At 68.1% G+C, this 24,290-nt stretch carries 11 protein-coding genes; 7 read left to right on the top strand and 4 right to left on the bottom strand.

Annotation, left to right across the window (positions count from 1 at the left end):
• From G6N55_RS08265 to G6N55_RS08250, 4 genes are all read right to left on the bottom strand, one after another.
• Window positions 1-5,382, bottom strand: coding sequence for a type I polyketide synthase (locus G6N55_RS08265; RefSeq protein ID WP_085226300.1), 5,382 nt, complete (start codon window positions 5,380-5,382; stop codon window positions 1-3).
• Window positions 5,382-11,885, bottom strand: coding sequence for a type I polyketide synthase (locus G6N55_RS08260; RefSeq protein WP_085226301.1), 6,504 nt, complete (start codon window positions 11,883-11,885; stop codon window positions 5,382-5,384). Before G6N55_RS08260 ends, G6N55_RS08265 begins: the two co-directional genes overlap by 1 nt.
• The gene (locus G6N55_RS08255) at window positions 11,882-16,642 is read right to left on the bottom strand and encodes a type I polyketide synthase (protein WP_085226303.1); all 4,761 of its coding nucleotides are present in this window, start codon (window positions 16,640-16,642) and stop codon (window positions 11,882-11,884) included. The genes G6N55_RS08260 and G6N55_RS08255 overlap by 4 nt, the downstream gene beginning before the upstream one ends.
• 739 nt (window positions 16,643-17,381) lie before the next feature.
• Entirely contained in the window at window positions 17,382-18,119 is a 738-nt protein-coding gene (locus tag G6N55_RS08250) for a thioesterase II family protein (protein WP_085226304.1), read from the bottom strand.
• A gap of 314 nt (window positions 18,120-18,433) precedes the next feature.
• Between G6N55_RS08250 and sepIVA the strand changes: the two genes are divergently transcribed.
• From sepIVA to G6N55_RS08215, 7 genes are all read left to right on the top strand, one after another.
• A complete protein-coding gene (gene sepIVA / locus G6N55_RS08245) occupies window positions 18,434-19,171 on the top strand; it encodes a cell division protein SepIVA (RefSeq protein WP_085226306.1) in 738 nt (245 codons plus the stop codon).
• Between the two features lie 96 nt (window positions 19,172-19,267).
• Window positions 19,268-19,864 carry a YceD family protein gene (locus G6N55_RS08240; protein WP_179968131.1) on the top strand — a complete coding sequence of 199 codons (597 nt, stop codon included), beginning with the start codon at window positions 19,268-19,270 and terminating at the stop codon, window positions 19,862-19,864.
• Window positions 19,861-20,574 carry a ribonuclease III gene (gene rnc, locus G6N55_RS08235; protein ID WP_085226309.1) on the top strand — a complete coding sequence of 238 codons (714 nt, stop codon included), beginning with the start codon at window positions 19,861-19,863 and terminating at the stop codon, window positions 20,572-20,574. The genes G6N55_RS08240 and rnc overlap by 4 nt, the downstream gene beginning before the upstream one ends.
• Entirely contained in the window at window positions 20,575-21,423 is an 849-nt protein-coding gene (gene mutM, locus G6N55_RS08230) for a DNA-formamidopyrimidine glycosylase (RefSeq protein ID WP_085226310.1), read from the top strand.
• 134 nt (window positions 21,424-21,557) lie between these two features.
• Window positions 21,558-21,794 (top strand): FeoA family protein, encoded by a 237-nt coding sequence (locus G6N55_RS08225; RefSeq protein ID WP_085227079.1) that lies wholly within the window; start codon window positions 21,558-21,560, stop codon window positions 21,792-21,794.
• Entirely contained in the window at window positions 21,791-23,704 is a 1,914-nt protein-coding gene (gene feoB, locus G6N55_RS08220) for a ferrous iron transporter B (RefSeq protein ID WP_085226312.1), read from the top strand. The genes G6N55_RS08225 and feoB overlap by 4 nt, the downstream gene beginning before the upstream one ends.
• Window positions 23,701-24,270: a NifU family protein gene (locus G6N55_RS08215; RefSeq protein WP_085226313.1), complete on the top strand. Its 570-nt coding sequence runs from the start codon at window positions 23,701-23,703 to the stop codon at window positions 24,268-24,270. The genes feoB and G6N55_RS08215 overlap by 4 nt, the downstream gene beginning before the upstream one ends.
• Window positions 24,271-24,290 lie beyond the last annotated feature (20 nt).

Below are 24,290 nucleotides of genomic sequence, written 5' to 3'. Positions count from 1 at the left end.
CTAACGTCCTCGCTTCCGCCGCAGTGCGGCTTGTTGGCGCGCCGCCGCGCGCTGCTGTGCCCGGTCGCGCACAGCACCTTCGTGCTGGTGTGTTTGCGCGTCACCGGTAAGCCCGAGCTGGCGGAGCAGCTCGGCCGTGAGATCGTTGAGCGTCGCGCCCTGCAGCAACAGCGCCACCGGCGGCTCGACGCCGAAATCAGCCCGCGCGGAGTTGCGGATACGCACCGCCATAAGGGAATCCATGCCAAGCTCGACCAGTGGCAGGTCCGCGTCGACGGCCGATCGTTCCGCGTAGCCCATGACCGCCGCGATGCGTGCGTGCAGCCGGTCGGCGATCGCCGATTGCGCTTCGTCGGGACCGAGGCCGCTCAGTGCCTCGGGTCCGGCCCAGTTGCCACCGTCACCGGCTGCCTCGAGTTCCTCGACGACGCTGGTGAAGTAGCCGAGGTTGCGAATCTCGGGGAAGGCGATCAGCGCCCGGTCGGCCCGCAGCCGGGCGACGCCGGTGTGGCCACGACCGGTGGCCAGCAATGGCTCCAGCGCCGCGACACCCTCGGCCGGGGTGATGGGATCCAGGGGTCCGCCGGTCAGGGTGCGGGCCAGCCCGACCTCGGCCCACGGGCCCCAGTTGATCACCGTCGCCGGCAGACCCGATGCCCGGCGCCAGTCGACCAGGGCGTCCAGCCAGGCGCTTGCGCAGGCGTACGAGGCCTGTCCGGGACCGCCCAGCAGGGACGAGGTGGAGGAAAACCCGAGCCACCAGTCCAATTCGCATCCGGCGCTGGCCTCGTGCATCCGCAGGGCACCGATGACCTTGGGCGCCCAGACGCGTTCCATGCTGTCCTTGGTCATGGAGAACACCAGGCTGTCGTCGAGCACCGCGGCCGCGTGCAGGACGCCGCGCAGCGTCGATTCACCGGCCGCGGCCACCAACTTTTCGGCCACGCCGTCGACCGCGAGATCGCCTAGAACCACCGCGATCTCGGTCTTGCGTTCAAGTTCGGCGAGCACCGCGCGCTGTTCGTCCGAGGGTTCGCTGCGGCCGTTGAGGACGATGCGGCCCGCGCCGCCGTCGGCCAGCCAGCGCGCGAACACCAAGCCGAGACCGCCCAGGCCGCCGGTGATGATGTACGACGCGCCAGAGCGGATCACGTCGGCGCGGGTGGGCTCATCGAGCGTGGCACGGGACAGCCGTTCGACGTAGCGCTGGTCAGCTCGCCAGGCGATCACGTCCTCGATCGAGCCGGACACCGCGGATTCGAGCTCGGCGTTCAGCGCGCCGACCGGATCGCGGCCGACGTCGAGATCGACCAGGGTGGTGCGTAATTCCGGATGCTCGTAGGCCAGCACCCGCACCAGGCCCTTGAGCGCGCCGATCCCCGGCTGGCCGGCTTCGTCACCGACGGGCAGGCCGCCGCACGACACCAGCCACAGCCGCGGGGGTTGGCCATGCCAGCCGCCGATGATCGTGCGCACGACGGTCGAAACCGACCAGACCGCTTCCCGCGCCGCTGCGATGCCGTCGTTGCTCACGCCCGGGTTGGCCGCGACGAATACCACCACGCCGACGGGTGGACGCTCGGGATCACCCGCGGTGTCGGCGAATGCGGCGAGCACGGCGGATTCGTCGTGCAGGTCGGCGGTGACGACGCGGTGTGCCGCGCAACGCCATCCCTCGATGAACTGACCGGCCTCCGACGATTGCCCGTCGGTGAGCACCAGCCAACTGCCGGGGACGTCGGAGGGCCCGGCGACGACGGGCCGGGGCACCCAGGCGGTATCGAAGACCTTCTGCGACAAGGGAAGTGGCACGCTCCGTCGTTCCACACGCCGCACATAGATGTCGTTGATCTCCGCCATGACGGCTCCGGCGTCATCGGTCAAGACGATTCTGCCGAGTTTTCCCGCGCCGCCTTCGTCAAGGCCGGACAGCTGCGCCCGGCAGCGGGCCCGCCGGCCGGGATTGCCGTACACCCGGACCGACTCGAAGGACACCGGGAGATAGCTGGCCTCGGCGGATCCGGCGAGTTCGTCGTCGGGTATCGCGGCCGCCAAACTCTGCAGGGCCGCGTCCAGCATTACCGGATGCAGCCGAAAGTCGGGGTGCCACGGCGATTCGTCCGGAAGAACGATCTCGGTTTCGACGGCACCGCCGGGCAGTCGGCGCACAGCCGTCAGCGCGGCGAAAGCGGGGCCGTGGAATTGACCGGCCTTCCGCAGCGCGGCGTACACCTCGGCCGGATTGATCGCGGTCTCGCCGCCGCCACCGGCGGGTGCGGGCTGTTCGGAGGGGGTCTCCGGTGTTCGTAGTTCGGCCTTGGCCGTGGCGTGCCGAGTCCAGTCGTTACCGGCTGAGCGGGAATAGATTTCGATGCGGATCTTGTCGTCGGCACCGCGCATCAATTGGGTGGTCAACTGGGTGTGGTCGTTCAGGGTGAGCATCTGCTCGACTTCGAGCTGGTTGAGCGCCACTGCGTGGGCCGGCACTCCCAACGCCTCACTGGCTGCGGCCAACGCGATTTCGGTGAAACCGGCGCCGGGCATGGTCGCCTGTCCGAACACCTTGTGGTCGGCGAGCCAGGGGGACACGTCGGTGCCGACATCGGCTTGCCAGACGTGGTCGTGGCTGGACGGCACCTCGATGTGCGCACCCAGCAACGGGTGGGTCGCAACGGAGTTCGACACCGCCGACCGGTCGGCGATCCAGTAATGGGTGTGCTCCCAAGGTGTTACGGGGATGTCGGCCAGCTGACCGCCGCCGGTGTTGGTCGCGGTGTTCGCCTTGGCGACGAGCTGCGTGGCGAGCTGCGCGTGGAAGGTCACCGTGTCGTCGGTGTCGCGCGCCAAGGTGCCGAGGGTGTGCGCGTTGGCATCACCGAGGGTGTCGCTGATCGAATGAGTCAGCAACGGGTGCGGGCTGATCTCGATGAACGTGTGGTGCTCGGCACCCGCGGTGGTAATCGCCTGATGGAAGCGCACCGGATTGCGCAGGTTGGCCGCCCAGTAGTCGGCGTCCAGCAGCGGTGCGGGGCCTTCCATCGTGGTGGTGATCATCGGAATGGTCGGCGGCTTGGGCGCCAAATCGTGCAACGCCGAACGCAATTGCGGCAGCACCGGGTCGATGATCGGGTGATGGGAGGCCACGTCGACCTCGATGCGGCGGGCCAGCAGGTTACGGGCGGCCACGGCCGCGATGACGGCATCCACCTGGTCGGGTGGGCCCGCGATCACCGATTGGCGGGGTGAGGCGTGCACGGCGAGTGTGACGTCCGGGTGGTCGGTGATCAGCGCTTCGACGCCCGCGGCGTCGAGTTCGAGCAGGGCCATCGCGCCCTGGCCGGACAACTGCGCCATCAGCTTTGAGCGGGTCGCGATCACGCGCAACCCCTCGGCGGGGCTCAGCGCGCCGGACACCACCGCTGCCGACACTTCACCCATCGAGTGCCCGATCACCGCGTCGGGTACCACGCCGTAGTGCCGCCACAGCGCGGTCAACGCCAGCTGGATGGCCACCAGCAGCGGCTGGATCTTGTCGATTCCGGTGACCGGGCTGCCGTCGGCCAGCGTCTGCCGCAGCGAAAAGCCGGTCTGTGCAAGGAAATCAGGCTCCAGTTCGGCGATGGCGGCGGCGAAGGCGGGTTCGTCGGCCAACAACCGGCGGCCCATGCCGGCCCACTGCGCACCCTGGCCGGAGTAGACGAACACCGTGCCGGATCCATGGCCGGCCTCGATGGCGGCCACCACACCCGGGGCCGGCGTGCCGGTGGCCAATGCCCGCAGTCCCGCCACCGCGGCGGCGTGATCGCGCGCGACGACGGTGCCCACCCAACTGTGCCGGGCCCTTCGATGATTCACCGTGTGCGCGACGTCGACGAGCGGGGTCGCGGCTCCGGGACCGGCGATCCAGTCGGCCAGTGTCGCGGCCGTCGACGCCAACCGCTGCGGCGTCTTGCCCGACACCACCAACGTGGACAGCACCGGTTCGACCGAGGGTGGTGCGGCCGACGCCGGCGCCTGCTCGACCACCACGTGAGCGTTGGTTCCGCTCAGCCCGAACGACGACACCGCGGCCCGGCGGAGGCCGTCGGTGGGCCACGCGGTGCCCTCGGTCGGCACGAACAGCCGCGTCCCGGACGGGTCGATGGCCGGGTTCCACCGGTTGAAGTGCAGGTTGCGCGGAATGTAACCGCGATTCACCGCAAGGATCGCCTTGATGAATCCGGTGACGCCGGCCGAGGCCTCCAGATGCCCGATGTTGGTCTTGACCGAGCCCAGCGCGCAGCGGCCATCGCCGCCGCCGTACGTGGCCGCCAGCGCCTCGAACTCGATCGGATCGCCCAAAATCGTTCCGGTGCCGTGTGTTTCGACGTAATTCACGCTGTCGGCCGGCGCGTCGGCCATCCGTAGCGCGGCGCTGATCACGTCGCGCTGCGCGGCCGCGTTCGGCGCGGTCATGCCGTTGGACCGGCCGTCGGAGTTGATCGCCGAACCGCGGACCACGCCCAGCACCCGATCGCCGTCGCGCACGGCGTCGGCCAGCCGCTTGAGCACCACCACGCCGCAGCCCTCGCCGCGCACGAACCCGTCGGCCAGGGCGTCGAAGGTCTTGCACCGCCCGGTCGGCGACAGGGCCGACCACTTGGACAGCGCGATGCTGGTGAACGGCGACAGGGACAGGTGCACCCCGCCGGCGAGCGCGACGTCGCTTTCCCGCAGCCGCAGGTTCTGGCAGGCCAGGTGGATGGCCACCAGCGACGACGAGCAGGCGGTGTCGACGGCCACCGCCGGACCGCGAAGTCCCAGCAGATACGAGATGCGCCCCACCGCGGCACTGTGCGGATTCCCGGTGCTCATGTAGGCGTCGATCTCGGTGTTGCGCTCGAGGTTGAGAATCGTGTAATCCCACGCCGACACACCCATGATCGCCGCGGTTCGGCTGCCGCTCAACGAATCCGGCGCGACCCCGGCGTGTTCGAGGGCCTCCCAGGCCACCTCGAGCAGGATCCGCTGCTGCGGGTCCATCGCGACGGCCTCGCGGGGGGTGATGCCGAAGAAGTCGGCGTCGAACCCGGCGACGTCGTCGAGGAAGCCGCCCCACTTGGTCGTCATTCGTCCCGGGGCCTGCGGATCGGGATCGTAGAACGCGTCCCCGTTCCACCGATCGGCCGGCACCTCGCCGACGGCGTCGCGGCCATCGACGAGCAGCTGCCAAAAGCTTTCGGGCCCAGACACATTCCCGGGCAACCGGCAGCCGATCCCGACGACCGCTATCGGCTCGGCGACGTCGGTGGGGAAGGCCGTGCCCGCGCGGACCAGCTCACGCGCGAGCACCTCGCGCGCCTTGGGGGACATCTGTGCCGCGCGTTCGGCAAGACTTGTCATTACTCACTGCCCCCAGTTGCCGTCTCCAGCTCACTCGCCGCAACGAGGTCGGACAGCAATTCCATTTCCTCGTCGGATAGTTCGTCTTCCGTGTCCGCGGTGGGTTCGGGTTCGGCCATCGTTTCGTAGCCCAGGCGTTCGCACATGGCACCGGCCAGGTCGTGGATCGTCGGGTACGCCCAGACCAGGGCGGCCGGCAACGTGGTGCCCAGGCTCGCCTCCAGCCTGTTGCGCAGCTCGAGGGCCATCAGCGAGTCGAGGCCCAGCGACTCCATCGGCCGATCGTGATCGATCGGCTCGGTGGAGCGCAGCACCGCGCGGATCTGGTCGGCGATCGTGGCCGCCAGCCGATCCGGCCGCTCGGCCGGGGCGGTCGCATCCAATTCGGCGCGGATCGCGCCGCCGCCGCGGCGTTCCAGCTTCGTCGAGTCGTGCAACTTCGCGAACAACGACGACCCGCCCGCGGTGGGGAAGGATTGGAACCACTGCCGGGCGTCGAGGTGGATGACGCCGGTGCGGGCGCGGTCGACCGACAGCAGCTGCTGCATCGCCGCCAGCCCTTCGTCGATCGTGATCAGCGAGACGCCGAGATCGGCGAAGAACTGGGCGCGACCCACCTCGGCCCAAGGGCCCCAGTTGATTCCGACGGCGGGCAGTCCGCGGGAACGCCGATAGGCGACCAGGCCGTCGACCCACGAGTTGGCGGCGGCGTAGGTTCCCTGGCCGGGCGTACCCAGCAGCGAGGATGCCGACGAGAAGGTGAGCCACCAATCGACGTCCAGTTCGGCGGTGGCCTGATGCAGTCGCCAGCTGCCGGTGACCTTCGGGGTGAACACCCGACGCGCGGCCGAATCCGAGATGTTCAGCACGATCTCGTCGTCGAGAACCATCGCGCTGTGCAGCACGCCGGCCACCCGGAAGCCGGCGTCGCGGACCGCCTGCACCAGCCGGTCGGCCGTACCGGGTTCGGCGATATCACCGGTGACCACATCGATGCGGGTGCCCGCGGCGCTCAGTTCCGCTATCGCCGCCGTCGCGTCCGCACCGGGTGCCGAACGCCCGTTCAGCACAACCAATCCCGCGCCCTGCTCGGCCAGCCACTGTGCCACGACGAAGCCGAGGCCGCCCATGCCGCCCACGATGATGTAGCCGCCGTCCGGGCTGACCAGTGGCTGCGGGGTTTCGGCGATCGCGTCGATGCGGCCGGTGGCCGGTACCGTGACGGCGATCTTGCCGGTGTGGCGTCCGGATGCCATCAGCGCGAACGCGTCGGCCGCGTTCTCGAGGGTGAACGTGGTGACGGGAAGCACCTGCAGTTTGCCGTCCGCGACGTGCCGCAGGATTTCGGTGAGCATCGCGCGGTACCGCGCCGGCTGCAGCTTGAGATTCAGGTCCAGGTCGACGACGGAGAAGGAGGCGCTCTTGGTCAGTGCGGCCAAGCCCAGGGTGGCATTGGCGTAGACGTCTTTCTTGCCCAGTTCGATGAATCGGCCGCCGGGTGCCAGGATCTGCACCCCGCGCGCAATCGCTTCGTCGGGAAGCGAATTGAGGATGACGTCCACGCCGTAGCCGTCGGTGAGCTCCAGGATCTCGTCGGCGAAATCCACGGTGCGCGAATTGCCGACGTACTCGACGTCGAGCCCGGCGAGCGTCTCGCGTTTGGCATCCGAACCGGCCGTGGTGTAGATCCGGGCGCCGATCATCTTCGCGATCGCCATCGCCGCCACACCCACACCGCCGGTGGCGGAATGGATCAGCACCCGTTCGCCGGGGGCCAGTCGCCCGACCTCGACCAGCGAGTGCCAGGCCGTCAGATACGCGATGCCGAACGCCGCCGCCTCGGGATCCGGCAGCGTGTCGGGGATCGGGGTGCACAGATCGGCGACCGTCGTCAGATGCGAGCCGAAGCTGCCCGGGCCGATGGCGATGACGCGCTGGCCGACCCGCACGGAGTCGACATCGCTGCCGACGGCGGTGACGACGCCTGCGCACTCGCCACCGATGATGGGCGGGGCGCCGTCGAGGGTGGGGTAGATACCCATCGCCTTGAGCACGTCGCTGAAGTTGAGGCCTGCCGCGGCCACCCGGACTTCGACCTGATCGGGATTCGGCGGAATCCGTTTCACCGCATGCAATCTCAGCGCATCCAGGCGTCCGGGCTCGTCGATCTGCAGCCGTACCGCGCCACCGGCGTCCAGGTTCACTTTCGTGCGGCGGGTTTCGCCGAGCAGCTCGCCTTTGGCCGTGGTCGCGGCCGGCACCAGCCTGTTCAGGTAGCGACGCCCGGCGCGCAGCGCGATCTCGTCGGCGTCGGAGCCGGCGAGCAACTCCTCGGTCAGCGCGGCCAGCGAGTCGGCGCCGGCACCATCGGCCTCGACGTCGACGATCGTGGTCTTGAGCTCCGGATGCTCGAAGGTCAGCACCCGGGCGATACCGCGAAGCTGCGTCTGCGCCAACGTGACTGATTCGTCCGCGTCGACCTGCTGTGCGCCGCGCGTGACGATCCACAGTCGCGGGCTGTTGCGGGCGCCCATCCGCGTCACGGTCTTGGCGATTTCCGCGATCAACAGGGTGCGCCCCAGCGCCAGGTCCAGTTGGGCGGTCTCCGAGAGTGATTCGTCGACCGCGCGCGGCGGGCACAGCACGACGATGCTGTCCCACGGGTTTCGGGTGATCGCCGCGCGCAGCTGCGCGGTGTCGGTCGCGGACACCACGTCGACTTCGGCGACGATGTCGCTCAGCGACGACCGCAACGCGGGCAGCAGCGGATCGCCCGCGGCGGGATCACCGATCAACAGCAATCCGCCGAGGCTGGCGGCGGCCTTGTCCAGCGGGGCGGGCTCCCATTCCAGGGTGAGTAGGTGATCGTGCGCCCCACCGCTTGCCGACCCGAGCACCGCCATTTCGACTTCGTCGATGACGAGTAGCCGCCGACCGTCGGCGTCGGTCAGCACGACCTGGCCGAGCAACCGGTCCGGGCTGTCGGTGGCGGCAAGTGAGCCGGTCGAACACACCCCGTCGGCGATGTCGCCGTACACGTGGACGCCCGCGAAACGGATTGGCAGCACCAGGGTTTGCCGGGCGTTCTGCCCGCCGGCCAGATCCGTCGCGGCCCGGGTGGCACCGAGTGCCTGCACCGCGATATCCATCATCACCGGGTGCAGCACGAAGTTACGGGAACCGGCTTTGGCCGACGCGGGGAGCCGCACGTCGGCGCGCGCGGCGCCGGATGTCGCCACGGTGAGGCCGGTGATCCCGCGAAACGCCGGTCCATGCTGTTGCCCTGCGGCACGCAGCCGCTCGTACAACTCGTCGGGATTGATCTCGGCCGCAACATCATTCGAGTCGACGGCGGTACCGGCAAGCTGGCCGGCGGTCTCGCGCGCGACGGTGGCGCTGGCGTGCTTGATCCATCCCGATGCGCTGTGGGTGCGCATTTCGACCTGACAGGTCTGCTCGTTGCCGGTGAGCGTCGTGACCAGCACCGTGCCGTCGGTCACCTGCAGCATCTGATCCAGGCGCAGCTCCCGGATCATCCACGGCCGGTCTTCGCCGTCCGCGGATTCCGCGAACGCTTCCGTCGCCGCTGCCAGCGCGACGTCGGCGTAGGCCGCTCCGGGCAGCACGCACAGATCGTCGATCACGTGATCGCCCAGCCACAACAGATCGGGGTTGAGCTCGCCTTCCCATACCCGGGTGCCGTTGGTGGGGTCGGTGACACCAAAGCCCAACAGCGGGTGGCCGTTTGGTGAGTGGTGTGCCGTGGCGCTGGGGGAGATCCAGTGCCGGCCGTGCTGCCAGGGCGTGCTCGGCAGCACGGCCTGTGGCCCGCAGGTGTGCGGGGTCTCCGGTGGGCGGACGGTGTGCGCGGCGTTGAGGTTGGTGTGGAAGGTCAGGGTGTCGTGCGCATCGCGCTGTAATGTGCCGATGCTCAGATAGCCGGCCCGGTCAGCGGCGCCGTCGCGCGCGGCGAGGGTTTCGGTGATGGCGTGGGTCAGCAGGGGATGCCCGCTGACCTCGATGAAGGTGTGGTGCTCGGCGCCGGCGGCGCTGATCGCCTGCTGGAAGCGCACCGGGTTGCGCATGTTGGTGGCCCAGTGCTCGGCGTCGAATGTGACTGGGCGATCAAGGTTTTCATAGGTAGTCGAGATGATCGGAATGGTCGGCGGGCGCGGGGTGAGCTCGGCCAGTTCGGCACGCATCGCCGGCTGCAGGGCGTCCATGGCCGGATTGTGCGGGGCCACTTCGATATTGACCTTGCCGGCGAACTGGCCCTGCGCGCGCACCGTGGCGATCAACTCGTCGATCTGCCCGGTCGGCCCGGAGATGACCGTCTGGCGAGGCGAGGCGTAGATCCCCAGGGTGACCTGCGGATAATCCGCGATCAGCCGCTCGGTGGCGGTGGCGTCGAGTTCGAGCATGGCCATGGTGCCCTGCCCGGACAACGGGGCCATCAGCCGCGACCGGGTCGCGGTCACGCGCAGTCCCTCGGCGGGTGTCAGCGCGCCGGCCACCACCGCGGCCGCCACCTCTCCCATCGAATGGCCGATCACCAGATCCGGCGTGATCCCGTAGGAGCGCCACAGCGCGGTCAGCGCCAGCTGCATCCCGATCAGGCCCAGCTGGATCTGCTCGATGCCCAGCAATTCCTTGCCGCCGGCGATCACATCGCGCAGCGAAAACCCGGCCTCCGCAACGAAAACCGGTTCGAGTTCGGTGATGGCCGCGTCGAATGCGGGCTCGTCGGCCAGCAACCGGCGCCCCATTCCGGCCCACTGTGATCCGCGGCCCGAGTAGACGAACACGGTGCCCGGTCCGACGGCGGTCTCCGGGCAGCCGACCACACCGGGGGCGGGCTCACCGGCGGCCAGCGCGCGCAACCCGGCCACCGCCTGGTCGCGGTCGACGGCGGCAACCGTGGCGAACTTGGGCTGCCGGGCCCGGTGGTGGTTGAGCGTGTGGGCCACGTCGGCCAGCGGTATCGCGGCTCCCGGGCCGTCCATCCAGTCCGCGAGCACCGATGCCGTCGCCGCCACGCGTTGCGCCGACTTGCCGGACAGCACCAGCGTCGACACCGGTTGGGAGTCCCGCTCCGGCGCAGGCGCCGAAGACGGCGCCTGCTCGATCACCACGTGTGCGTTCGTCCCGCTCACACCGAACGACGACACCCCCGCCCGCCGTGGCGCCTCACTCGACGGCCATTCCATGTCTTCGGTGGCGATCTTCAGCCGCGAAACACCTTGGCTGGCATGGGGAGTGAGCTCGCTGAAGTTCAGGTTCTTCGGGATTCGGCCATGTTCGACGGCCAGTACGGTCTTCATGAATCCGGCGATCCCGGCGGCCGCTTCCAGGTGGCCGAGGTTGGTCTTGACGGCCCCGAGCACCAGCGGTGCGCGGCCCTCGCGGTCACCGAAAACCGTGCTCAGCGAGTCGAGCTCGATCGGGTCGCCCAGGGGGGTGCCGGTTCCGTGCGCCTCGATGTAGTCGATGTCGGCCGGTGTCAGCTTGGCCACGTTCAGCGCCTGGCGAAGCAGTGCCTGCTGCGCCGGGCCGTTGGGCACCGTCACCCCACTGCTGGCGCCGTCCTGGTTGACCGCCGAACCGCGAATCACCGCGAGGATGCGGTTGCCGTCTTTTTGCGCGTCGGACAGCCGCTTGAGTACCACCACGCCGGCGCCCTCGCTGCGGACATAGCCGTTGGCGCCGGCGTCGAAGGTCTTGCACTGACCTTCCGGCGACAGCATTCCCCAACGCGAGCACGCGATGCTGGCCACCGGGCTGAGCAGCAGGTTGGTCCCACCGGCCAGCGCCGTGTCGCTCTCCCGCCAACGCAGGCTCTGACACGCCAGGTGGATCGTCACCAGCGACGAGGAGCATGCGGTGTCGAGCACCACCGCGGGACCACGGGCGCCGAGCAGGTAGGCCGTGCGCCCCGCGGCGAAGTTCGCCGAGTTTCCGGTCAGCAGGTAGGCGTCCAGCTCGTCGGGCCGCACCGCGCCCGACATCTTCAGCATGTAGTCGTAGGCGGTGACCCCGACGAAGACTCCGGTTTGGGTGCCCTGCAGCGTGTGGGGCGGAATTCCGGCGTTTTCCAACGCTTCCCAGGCGACCTCGATGAACAATCGCTGTTGCGGGTCCATCGCCGCGGCCTCGCGGGGCGGGATGGCGAAGAACTCGGCGTCGAATTCGTCGGGCTGCCAGTCCGTCAGGAAGCCGCCTTCGCGGTTGCAGATGGTGCCGGGGACGGTGTGGTCCTCGGTGAACAGCGCCTCGGCGTCCCAGCGTTCGGGTGGCACGCCGACGATGCCGCTTCGGCCGTCGCGCAACAAATCCCAGTATTGCTCGGGGGAGTTGGCGCCGCCGGGCAACCGGCAGCCCATTCCGATGACGGCAATCGGTTCGGTGCTCGCCTGTTCGGCGATTTCCAGCCGCGCGGTCAGATCATCGATTTTGTGCAGCGCCTCGGTGATGATCGCCCGGCGGTCCGGTGTGGCGGCAGTCATCGAGAGCCTCGTAGCCTTTCCGAAAGCTCGGCGAGCAACGCGTCCTCGTCGAGCTCGTCGTAGGCGTCGGCGACGGGCTCGGCGTCTGTTTCGAGTTCGGGCAGCGCGGTGGCCAGATAGTCGGTCAGGCTGTAGACGGTCGGGTAATCGAAGACCACGGATACCGGCAGCGCCTCACCGAGATCGTCCGACAGGGCGCGGCGCAGCATCGCGCTCATCAGCGAGTCCATCCCGAGCTGGAAGAAGCCGGTCGACGGATCGAGTGCCTCGCCCGCGGCCAGTCCCATCGCCGTGGCGGCCAGGGTGGCCACCCGGTCGAACAGCATGTCGCGGCGGCGCTCCGGCTCGCATGTGCGCAACGAGATGCGGAACTCGCTTTCACCCATGGCCGTCTCACCGGGTGCCGGTAGCAGGTCGTCGACGATGCGCAGCGATCCGCGTGACCGGTAAGTGTCCGCCAGTAGCGGCCAATCCGCTTGCACCACAATGGAATGCACTCCAGCCGCGGCGCTCATCACGTGCGGCAGGGTGCCGATCGCAACCTCGTCGTCCATCGGCAGCAACCCGGATCCCACACTGACCTGGCTGGCCTCGTCGGTGTCGGCCAGCGATTTCCACAGTCCCCAGTTGACGGTGGTCGCCGGCAGACCCATGACGCGACGGGCGTAGGCCAGCGCGTCCAGATACCCACTGGTGGCGGCGTAGTGGCCGAGCCAGCGTGAACCCGTCAGGCCGGAGATCGAGGAGAACAGCACGAAGTGGCGCAGCGACGTTGTCGTCAGCGACAGCCGGTGCAGCAGCGCGGCGGCATCGAGTTTGGGCGCGAACATCGCGCGCACGTCGTCGTCGGTCATCTCGCCGAGCAAGACGGGCTGACCGGCAAAGGCCGCCAGATAGATCCCCTGCAGCGGCGGCAGGTCCCTGCCGAACCGGGCGAACAGCGTGCTCATCGCGGCTTCGTCGGTGGCGTCGGCGGCCACCGTGACGAGGTTCGTGCCCTCCGCGGCAAGGGTTTCCGTCAGTGCCTGCAGGCGCAAGCCGGGATTGCGGGATACCGCGACGATCGTTTTGGCGCCCATTGCGGCGAGCTGGCGGATCAGGTGCGGACCGATGTTTCCGGTGGCCCCGATGACGAGCTGACTACCGTCGGCGTCCAGCGTGACCGGTGATTCGGTGGGCAGGGTTCGGCGCTGCAGCCGGGCCACGTGGCGCGCACCGCGCCGGTACACGACCTGGTCTTCGCCGTCGGTGCCGGCGACCTCCTCGAGTAACTGCCTGGCCACGATCGCCGGCGGCACCGAAGCGTCGAAATCAGCTATGCCACCCCAGATTTCGGGGTGCTCGAGGGCAAGTGTGCGGCCAAGCCCCCAGAGCAGTCCGTGCGTCGGGTTGGCGCGATCGCCCTCGAAGACGGGTTGGGCATTGCGGGTGAGAAGGAACAACTTCTCCGACGAGTCGCCGGCGGCCAGCACCGCGACGAGCCGGCGCACCTGGTCGAACAGCTGATAGGCCAACCCGACATCGAACGAATCGTCGGGGACCGCCGGTGCGTACAACACATGGTCGACTTCGCCCAGCGCCTCGGCCAATTCCACCGGGTCGGCGTCGGCGGCCACCGTCTCCGCGGCCAGCTGGGTCGCGAGGTCCGGATCGCCGATCACCAACCAGCGTCCGTGGTCGGCGGCGGCCACCAGCTCGGTGGCCGCTAACGGAATGGCCGGCCACGTCAGCCGATACGAGCTGCCGTCGAGCTGACCATCAGCCGCGCCGGGCAGCGCGGAACCGTTGCGGTGCAAGGATTCCGGTGTGGAGCAGGCGATGGGGGCGGTGTCGATCCAGTGCCGGGTGTGGTGCCAGGGGGTGGTGGGGATCTGGATGTGCGGCTCGGGAGGATGCGGTGTCTGGGGCGGATGGGTGGCGCGCACGGTGTTGACGCTGGATCGGAAGCTGATGGTGTCGTCGGTGTTGCGTTGCAAGCTACCGATGCTCACGTACTTGCTGCCGTGCTGGGCGCTGTGCAGGGTTTCGCTGATCGCCTGGGTCAGCAGCGGGTGCCCGCTGATCTCGATGAAGGTGTGATAGGGTCCGCCGGCCGGGCTTCCGGCATGAGCGATGGCCTGCTGGAAGCGCACCGGGTTGCGCATGTTGGTGGCCCAGTGCTCGGCGTCGAAGGCCGGGCGAATGTCGAGATCCGGGTAGGTGGTGGAGATGATCGGAATCGTCGGCGTCTGCGGAGCCAGGTCGGCCAGCTCCGCGCGCATCGCCGGCTGCAGCGCGTCCATCGCCGGATTATGCGGCGCCACTTCGATATTGACCCGGCTGGCGAAGCGGTTCTGACCGCGCACCCGGGTGATCAACTCGTCGATCTGCTCGGTGGGCCCGGAGACCACGGTCTGGCTCGGCGAGTTGTAGATCCCGAGCGTCACTTGCGGGTACTCCACGATCAATGCCTCGGTGGCGGCCGCGTCGAGTCCGAGCAGTGCCATCCCGCCCTGTCCCGACAGCGGCGCCATCAGCCGCGAGCGCGTCGCGGTCACCCGCAGGCCCTCGGCGGGCGTCAGCGCCCCGGACACCACCGCGGCGGCAACCTCACCCATCGAGTGGCCGATCACCACGTCGGGTTCCACGCCGTAGGAGCGCCACAGCTCGGTCAGCGTCAACTGCATGCCGATCAGGCCGAGCTGAATCTGTTCGATACCGACGAGTTCCTTGCCGCCTGCCAGCACATCGTGTAGCGAGAACCCGGCCTGCTCGACGAACACCGGCTCCAACTCGTCGACCGCCGCGGCGAACGCGGGCTCGTCGGCCAGCAATCGGCGGCCCATACCGGGCCACTGCGATCCGCGGCCCGAGTAGACGAACACCGTGCCCGGTCGCGCCTCGTCGCTTTCCTGCGGACCCACCACTCCGGGCGCGTGCCGGCCCGCGGCCAGCGCGTGCAATCCGGCCACCGCTTGGGCGCGATCGCGGGCAACCACGGTGCCGAACTTGGATTGGCGGGCGCGGTGGTGGTTGAGCGTGTGCGCCACGTCGGCCAGGGCGACGCCGGCCCCGGCGCCTTCCATCCACTCGGCCAGCGCCGCCGCCGTCGCGGCCACCCGTCGCGGCGTCTTTCCGGCGACCACCAAGGTGGAGATGCTCGGCTCGGAGCCGGGCGGCCGCGACGCCACCTCTTGGCCCTGTTCGAGTACCACGTGCGCGTTGGTGCCGCCGAAGCCGAAGGACGACACGCCGGCCCGGCGCGGATGCTGCGTCTGCGGCCATTCCGTTTGTGTGTCAACGACCTTCATGCGCAGTTCGGCGAACGGGATGTGCGGGTTGGGACTTTCGAAGCGCTGGTTCGGCGGAATCTGGCCGCGCTGCAACGCCATGACCGCCTTGATGAAGCCCGCGATCCCGGCCGCGGCTTCGGTGTGGCCGATGTTCGTCTTCACCGCGCCGATGAGCAGAGGAGAGTCTTCCGAACGTCCGCGACCCAGCACCGTGCCCAGCGCGCGCGCTTCGATCGGATCGCCCAATAGTGTTCCGGTGCCGTGGGTTTCGACATAGTCGACCTCGTTCGGCTGCATCCCGGCATTGGTGTAGGCGGCGCGCAGCACCGCCATCTGGGCCGCGGGGTTGGGGGCCATCAGCCCGTTGGAGCGCCCGTCCTGATTGACGGCCGAGCCGCAGATCACGGCGAGCACCCGGTCGCCGTCGCGTTGCGCGTCCGTCAGCCGCTTGAGCACGACCACCCCGGCGCCCTCACCGCGCACGAACCCGTCGGCCGCGGCGTCGAAGGCGCGGCACTTACCGGTCGGCGACAACGCGCCAGCCTGGTCGAAACCGCGAAATACCGTGGGGGACAACAACACATTCACCCCGGCGGCGATCGCCAGGTTGGAATCCTGAGTGCGCAGGCTTTGGCAGGCCAGGTGGATGGCCACCAACGACGACGAGCACGCGGTGTCGACGGACACCGACGGGCCGCGCAGGTCGAGGAAATACGAGAGCCGGTTGGCGATGATGCTCATCGCGCCGCCGGTGTTGTTCCACGCGTCGACCCGGGGCAGATCGCCCAACGTGATAGCGGCGTATTCGCTCGAGCATGCCCCGGCGAACACCCCGGTCTGCGTCCGGCTCAGCGAACTCGGGGAGATGCCGGCGTGCTCTAGGGCTTCCCAGGCGACCTCCAGCAGCAGCCGCTGCTGAGGGTCCATCTTGTTCGCTTCCTGCGCAGTGATCTCGAAGAACTCCGCGTCGAAAGCGTCGATGTCGGGTAGGAACGATCCCCACCGGGTGGTGCGGGCCAGCGCCGCCGCCACCTCGGGTGAACCGTTGTCGAACGGCTGCCAGCGCTGCGGCGGCACCTCGGAGATCGTGCACCCGCGGTCGCAGAGAAACTCCCACAACGAGTCCGGTCCCGAGATGTCGCCGGGGAAGCGGCAACCCATCCCGATGACCGCGATCGGTTCGTCGAGCGAGTTGGGAGCCGGGCGCTTGAGCGCGGCGTCCGCGTCGGCTGCGGGCGCGGACTCGGTCAGGTGTGCGGCCAGCGCATTGATCGTCGGGTGTTCCCAGAAGTCGACCGGAGAGACTTTCCTGCCCAGCAACTCCGACAATTCACCGGAAAGTACGACCACCTCGCGAGAGCTCACGCCGTGATCGGCCAGCGACAGCTCGGGGTCGACCTCGTCGGGCGTCCGGCCGATATTCGTCACCAAATAGTCGACCAGCCAGTGGCGAAGGTCGGCCTCGCCCCGGATGCTCGACGTCATGCGGCGGCACCCGGTGGTGTCGAGCCGCCGAAAGTGCATGCCGCCGCATCGAGCTGGCGCCCGGCCCGCTGTTGCAGCAAAGCAGTCATGGAAGAGTCAGTCACCGGAGTCGCTTCACCTTCCATGTTGCTGCGGGTGCTATGTACACGCACCCTGCGTGCCATCCCGTTCAGCAGCTCTCGCGGCTCCTCTGCGGAGCCCCCCCGGTGACACGGCAGCTGCTGGCGGAAACGTCGGCGCGTAAGAGTTGGACGGCCACAGCACAACGATCGTCCACCCCGACCATCCGTCTCGTTAACCAACGTAAGCAGTCTTTCATGGGGAAGTCTTGGGATTTAAGAAATCCACAGATTTTGGGTGCGGTCCTATGCCGCCCTATTTTGCGTGCGTCTACTATAGTGCCAGGTTTCTGCGTTACTGCAGTTCAAATGGGGTAGCAGCTTGCGTAACGGGTGGTGCTGGTGAGGCACAGGTGACGGATAGTAGGTAGAGTGAGATGAATCTCACGCGCTTACCTGGGTCACCCGACCGCCGTGTTCTGGGACCTGCGCACCATTTTCACCAGGAACGCGCCATGCCCGCCCCAGGATGGGCCGGGTGGCGGCAGTCATTCGCCGTGTCGGGCGGAGCATTTCGGCGGGCCCAGGCCGGTGTTGGCCCGGCGCCGGCCGGTGGTTGTGCCGTACGCGTGACGGCGACCGATCCGGGTCGTGCGGCCACCCGACGGCGGCTCGCCCAGCTAACTTTTGCCCGGGGAGTCGAGCACCACTTCCTCGATGTTCTTCACCAGTTCGGGCAAATTCGCGTTGAGATAGAAATGATCCCCGGGGAACACCCGGATGGAGAACTCCCGCGTGGTCCGCTCGGCCCAGGCCGTCATGTTCTCCTCCGCCACGATGAGGTCGTCGTCGGCGACGAATGCATGGATCGGACACGACAGCTTTATCTCCGGGGGCCGGGTATAAGCGGCAATCGTGCGGACGCTTTGCAACGTGGGCAGGATGCTCGAGGCGAATTCGTCATTTGCCAGATGCTCGGGATTTGTCTGGGTGACCTGGGCGACCAAGCTCAATATGTCGTGGTCGGATCCCTGCAATTCCTTGTATCGGATGTGACCCGGCGCTGCGCAGGACGAGATGAACAACGTGCTGATCGGATGTCCGGCCGATTGGAATCTCAGCGCCACTTCGAAGGCCGCCAGCCCGCCCATGCTGTGGCCGAAAAACGCGACCTGACCAGCTTCTTTGGCCGCGGGCGCCATCATGTTGAAGATTTCGTCGGCCAACTCGGGAATGCTGGCGAGCTCGGTCAGGCCGCGATCGCGCCGGCTGGGGTATTGCACGGCGACCCGTTTGATATCCGCGGTGAACGCCTTGGCGAACGGAACGTAGTATTTCGCGGATCCACCGGCATGCGGAAAGATAAACAACGTCGGCGCGCTCGTCTTATCGCTATTTCGGTCAGGGGGCCCGTTCACCGGCCCAGCCTATCGCGATGCGGCTGGTCGCCCGGCCGCCACACCATCGCGTCGGCGGCTGACGGCAGGCATCCCGACCTGCGCAGGCGGTGCCGTGGAATTCCTGGAAGAATCCATTTTTGTGGGTCGATTGCCACATCGTGTGGCAATTGCGGCAACGGGCACCACGGCTTCCGGGCGGCGCTTCCGCGCCCGTTCGCCGCAAGCCCGGTGGCCAATGCCCGACACACCGGTGTCGCCACCGCCGTCACAGAGGTAACACCAGGCACACTGGTAACAACAGGATCTGTGCAAGATGCCAGGAGGGTATTGCCGTGTACCGAGTCTTTGAAGCGCTGGATGAATTGGGCGCCATTGTCGAAGAAGCCCGCGGCGTGCCTATGACGGCGGGCTGTGTGGTGCCTCGCGGCGATGTGCTGGAGCTGATCGACGACATCAAGGATGCGATTCCCGGCGAGCTGGACGACGCCCAGGACGTACTCGATGCGCGTGATTCGATGCTGTCCGACGCCAAGTCGCACGCCGACTCGATGGTGTCCTCGGCAACCACCGAGTCGGAGTCGTTGCTCAACCACTCCCGCGCCGAAGCCGACCGGCTGCTTTCCGACGCCAAGGCGCAGGCCGACCGGATGGTGAACGAGGCGCGCCAGCACAGCGAGCGAATGGTCGCCGACGCGCGCGAGGAAGCGATGCGCATCGCCACGGCGGCCAAACGCGAATACGAGGCCAGCGTCGGCCGCGCCCAGGCCGAAGCCGACCGGCTCATCGAAAACGGCAACATCTCCTACGAGAAGGCCGTGCAAGAGGGCATCAAGGAGCAGCAGCGCCTGGTCTCGCAGAACGAGGTGGTGCAGGCCGCCAACGCCGAGTCCACCCGGCTGATCGACACCGCACACGCCGAGGCCGACCGGTTGCGCGGTGAGTGCGACATCTATGTCGACAACAAGCTCGCGGAGTTCGAGGAGTTCCTCAACGGCACGCTTCGTTCGGTGGGCCGCGGTCGCCACCAGCTCCGGACGGCGGCCGGAACGCACGACTACGCGACGCGCTAGCGGGTAACCCCCTGGGCCCAGTGCCGAGCGTGGCCACCTGGGTGAATGGGCGAAGTGCCGACCGGGCCACCTCGACGGCGCCGTAAGATTTTTCGTATGGCGCGCGAACACAGGACTACTGCGCAGCAACATCCGGCCTCGCCGATGACGGTTGACGTCACGCGGCTCGGGCGACGACCGGGCTCGATGGTGACGTTGCGCAACACCGTGCCCAGCCCGTTGCGGATCGGACTGGACATGATCGCGATCCCGCGGGGCGCCCCGCTGGACATGGATCTGCGGGTCGAATCGGTGTCGGAAGGCGTACTGGTCACGGGAACGGTGTCGGGGCCCACGCTCGGCGAGTGCTCGCGGTGCCTGACCGAGGTGCAGGGGAATGTGCAGGTCGGGTTGACCGAACTGTTCGCCTACCCGAACAGCACCACCGAGGCGACCACCGAGGAGGACGAGGTCGGCCGCGTGGTCGACGACCGCATCGACCTCGAGCAGCCGATCATCGACGCAGTCGGGCTCGAACTCCCGTTTGCGCCGGTATGCCGAGCGGACTGCCCCGGGTTGTGCCCGGAATGCGGCGTCCAGCTGGCCAATGATCCCGGCCACCACCATGACAACATCGATCCGCGATGGGCCAAGCTGGTGGACATGCTCTCCGACGATGCCGCCGACCCGGATACCGCCGGGGGGCAGCGGTGACTTCCCGGCAACCCCTGCTCGACGCGCTCGGGGTCGACCTCCCCGAGGAGCTGCTCTCGTTGGCGTTGACCCACCGCAGCTACGCCTACGAGCATGGCGGACTGCCGACCAACGAGCGGCTGGAATTTCTCGGCGACGCCGTGCTGGGCCTGACCGTCACCGACGAGCTCTACCACCGTCATCCCGACCGGTCGGAAGGTGACCTGGCCAAACTGCGCGCCAGCGTCGTCAACACCCAGGCGCTGGCCGACGTCGGTCGACACCTGTGCGAAGGGGGACTGGGCGCACACCTGTTGCTGGGGCGCGGCGAAGCGAACACGGGTGGAGCCGACAAGTCGAGCATCCTGGCCGACGGGATGGAATCGCTGCTGGGCGCGATCTACCTGGCGCACGGCATCGAAACGGCGCGCGAGGTGATCCTGCGGTTGTTCGGTGCGCTGCTGGACGCCGCGCCGACGCTGGGCGCGGGGCTGGATTGGAAGACCAGTCTGCAGGAGCTCACCGCGGCCCGCGGCATGGGCGCGCCGTCCTACCTGGTCACCTCGACCGGCCCGGACCACGACAAGGAATTCACCGCGGTGGTCGTCGTGATGGAGACCGAATACGGGTCGGGCGTCGGGCGCTCCAAGAAGGAAGCCGAGCAGAAGGCCGCCGCCGCGACCTGGAAAACGCTGGAAGCGTTGGACACCGCGGGGAAAACGCCCGTCTAGATGCCTGAACTGCCCGAGGTCGAGGTGGTGCGCCGCGGCTTGCAGGCCCATGTTGTGGGCAAGACGATCACCGCGGTTCGGGTGCACCACCCCCGCGCGGTACGCCGGCACGAGGCCGGGCCCGCCGATCTGACGGCCCGGTTGCTCGGCGCGCGGATCGACGGAACCGATCGACGCGGCAAATACCTGTGGCTGTTGCTCGACGGCGATACCGCCCTGGTCGTTCACCTCGGCATGAGCGGGCAGATGCTGTTGGGCGAGGTGCCGCGGGCCGATCACGTCCGGATCTCCGCGGTGCTCGACGACGCAACGCTGCTGAGCTTCGCCGACCAGCGGACCTTCGGGGGCTGGATGCTTGCCGAACTCATAGAAATCGACGGCAGCGTCGTGCCGGTGCCCGTCGCGCACCTCGCACGTGACCCGCTGGACCCCCGCTTCGATGTCGATGCGGTGGTGAAAGTGTTGCGGCGCAAGCATTCCGAGATCAAACGCCAACTGCTGGATCAGCAGGTGGTGTCGGGCATCGGCAATATCTATGCCGATGAAGCGTTGTGGCGGGCCAAAGTTCACGGTGCCCGGGTGGCGGACACGCTGACCCGCCGCCAGCTGACCGCCGTGTTGGAGGCCGCCGCGGAGGTGATGCGCGAGGCGCTCGCCAAGGGCGGGACCTCGTTCGATTCGCTGTACGTCAACGTCAACGGCGAGTCGGGCTACTTTGACCGATCGCTGGATGCCTATGGGCGCGAAGGCGAAAACTGCCGGCGCTGCGGCGCGGTGATGCGCCGCGAGAAGTTCATGAACCGGTCGTCGTTCTACTGTCCGCGGTGTCAGCCGCGGCCACGCAGTTAACGCCTCTTCGCGAAAAGCTGAGGTTATCCTCAGCATCGTGAGGTTATCCTTACCAGGATGATGAACCTCCGGCGTTGGAACGGGTAATGCGCAAATCGGCGCGAAACGCAGATCGTTTTTCGGGTTCGCCAACCGTGCTGGCGCAGTTGTCGCCGGGCGAGCGGGCAACCATCGTGGGCGTCGCCTCGGCGGCCTCCGAGGTGGTGGCGGGCCGACTGCGGCAGTTGGGATTTCGGCCGGCCTCCGATGTGGAGGTGATCCGCCGGGCCCCGATGGGCGACCCGACCATCTACCGGGTTCAGGACACCGAGCTGTGCCTGCGCCGCCGCGAGGCGCTGCTGATCGAGGTCGTCGCGGGGACTGACGCATGACGTCATGCCACGAGGAAGGCGGCTCCGCGGTCGCCGCTACGGGGATGGCTCGGATCGCGTTGGTGGGCAGCCCCAACGCGGGCAAGACTTCCGTGTTCAACCACCTGACCGGACTGCGCGCCAAGACGGGTAACTACCCGGGCGTCACCGTCGGGCGCAGCGTCGGTACCGCCAAAGTGGACGGCGTCGAAATCGCCATCGAGGACCTGCCCGGTACCTACAGCCTCGACCCGATCAGCCCGGACGAGCAGGTGGTGTCCGACCTGCTGGGCGGCGAGGTCTACGGCGACGGCCGGCCCGACGCGATCGTCATCGTCGCCGACGCCACCACGCTGAACCGCTCGATCATCCTGATCGCGCAGGTGCTGCGGCAAGACCTGCCGTGCCTGTTGGTGCTGAGCATGACCGACGAATTGACCGCGCGCGGCGGCGGCATCTCGCTGGACGCCTTGTCGACGGCGCTGGGCGTCCCGGTCCTGCCCGTCGTCGCCAACCGCGGCGTGGGCATCGACGCGTTGCGCGCCCAGCTGGTGGCGTTCGGTCAGTGGCAACGGCCCCCGGTCCTGCCGCCGGCCGACGATGCCGCGATCGACGCGTGGGGCCGCTCGGTGCTGAAGGCGGCGGATTACGCTGCCCCGAAACCGGATCGGCGCACCCGCGGGATCGACGCGGTCGTGCTGCACCCGCTGTGGGGGACCGTCATCTTCTTCGCGGTGATGTTCTGCTTCTTCCAGGTCGTCTTCACCGTGGCCGCGCCGCTGCAGGATCAGGTGGGCGATTGGCTCACCTGGCTCGGCAACCTGGTCAGCAATCACGTCGGCAATTACGTGGTGCGCGGGCTGCTCGGCCAGGGGCTGATCGGCGGTGTCGGAACGGTGCTCCAGTTCATTCCGCAGATCGTGTTGCTGTTCTTGCTGATTGCGTTGCTGGAGAACGTCGGCTACATGGCGCGCGCCGCATTCTTGATGGACCGGGTGATGGCCTCGACGGGTTTGGAAGGCCGCGCGTTCGTCGCGATGCTGTCGTCGTTCGCCTGCGCCATCCCGGGAATCATGGCCACCCGGACGCTGCCGTCGTCGAAAGACCGCATCGCCACGATCATCACGGCGCCGCTGATGACCTGCTCGGCCCGGCTTCCGGTGTTCACCCTGCTGGTCGGCATCCTGGTTTCCCCGAAGACCCAGTGGGGCGGCTTCAGTGCGCAGGGCATCGCGATGTTCGCGCTGTATGTGTGCGGCGGCACCTCGGCCCTGATCGCCGCGGCGATCTTCAAATCGACGATCCTGCGCAGCGATCTGCTGCCGTTCACGATGGAGCTTCCGCCGTACCGCTTCCCGTCGCCCAAGAACGTGCTGATCACGATGTGGGATTCGGCAAAGATGTTCTTGCGCAAGGCCGGAACGATCATCCTCGGCACGTCCGTGGTGCTGTGGGTGATGCTCAACCTGCCGGCCCGCGAGGCCGAGACCGCGAAGATGTCGCCGACCGACGCGACCGCCTACGTGATGGACCACAGCTTGGCCGCCGATGTCGGCAAGGTGGTCGGGCCGGTGTTCAAGCCGCTCGGCTTCGACTGGCATGTCAACATCGCCCTGCTCGGTTCGATGTCGGCGCGCGAAGTGTTCGTGTCCACCCTGGGGCAGGTCGCGGCGGCGGAGAGTCCCGACGATCCGCACGAGGCGCTGGTCTCCCTGACCGACGACAACGGCCACAAGGTGTTCACCGCGCCGACCGTGATCGCGCTGATGGCGTACTTCATCTATGCGCTGCAATGCATGTCGACCGTCGCGGTGATGCGGCGTGAAACGAACTCGTGGAAATGGCCCGCGATCGCGTGGTCCTACATGTTCGTCCTGGCCTGGGTGATGGCGTTCCTCGCTCGACAAGTCGCGATAGCGCTGGGCGCATGATTGCGATCCACGCCACAGCCACCGAGGATCCGCGTCAGCTGCGCTGGGTGGTCGCATCGGAGCGACTGCCGCCGCGCGGCACGGTCTGCGTCGCCCCGGGCAAGCTGGGCGCCTTGCTGGACTCGGGCGTGGTCGACGAAATCGTGGTCGGAGCCGGCGCAATCCTGATCACGATCTGCGCGGACAGCAGCTGGCGTGCGCTGGGCGACGAAATTCGCGAGGCGCTCGGCGCGGCGCTGCTGGACCCGGCGGGCTGGACCGTCGACGAAACATCGGTCCCCGCAAGCCAACTGGAGGCCGTTGTGGAGGAGCTGCTGGCCGGGCCGGTGGGTGCGCTGGCCGCCTCGCACGGCGGTTCGATCGAGCTGGTCTCGGTCGACGGCCACAACGTGACCGTGCGGATGGCCGGCTCCTGCGACGGATGCCCGGGCGCGTCCTCCACACTGCGCGACGCGCTGGAGCGCGAACTGCGGCACCGGGTCGACGATCATGTGGTCGTATCGTCCGAAAACGATTCGAAGTCATTATCTTTCGGCAAGAAGCTGCTGTCTTTGATAGTTCGTTGAGGGCGTATTCACCCGGCCCC

This window comes from Mycobacterium florentinum (assembly GCF_010730355.1).
GTDB classification, from domain to species: domain Bacteria; phylum Actinomycetota; class Actinomycetes; order Mycobacteriales; family Mycobacteriaceae; genus Mycobacterium; species Mycobacterium florentinum.
This window is presented reverse-complemented; position numbering and strand designations above follow the sequence as displayed.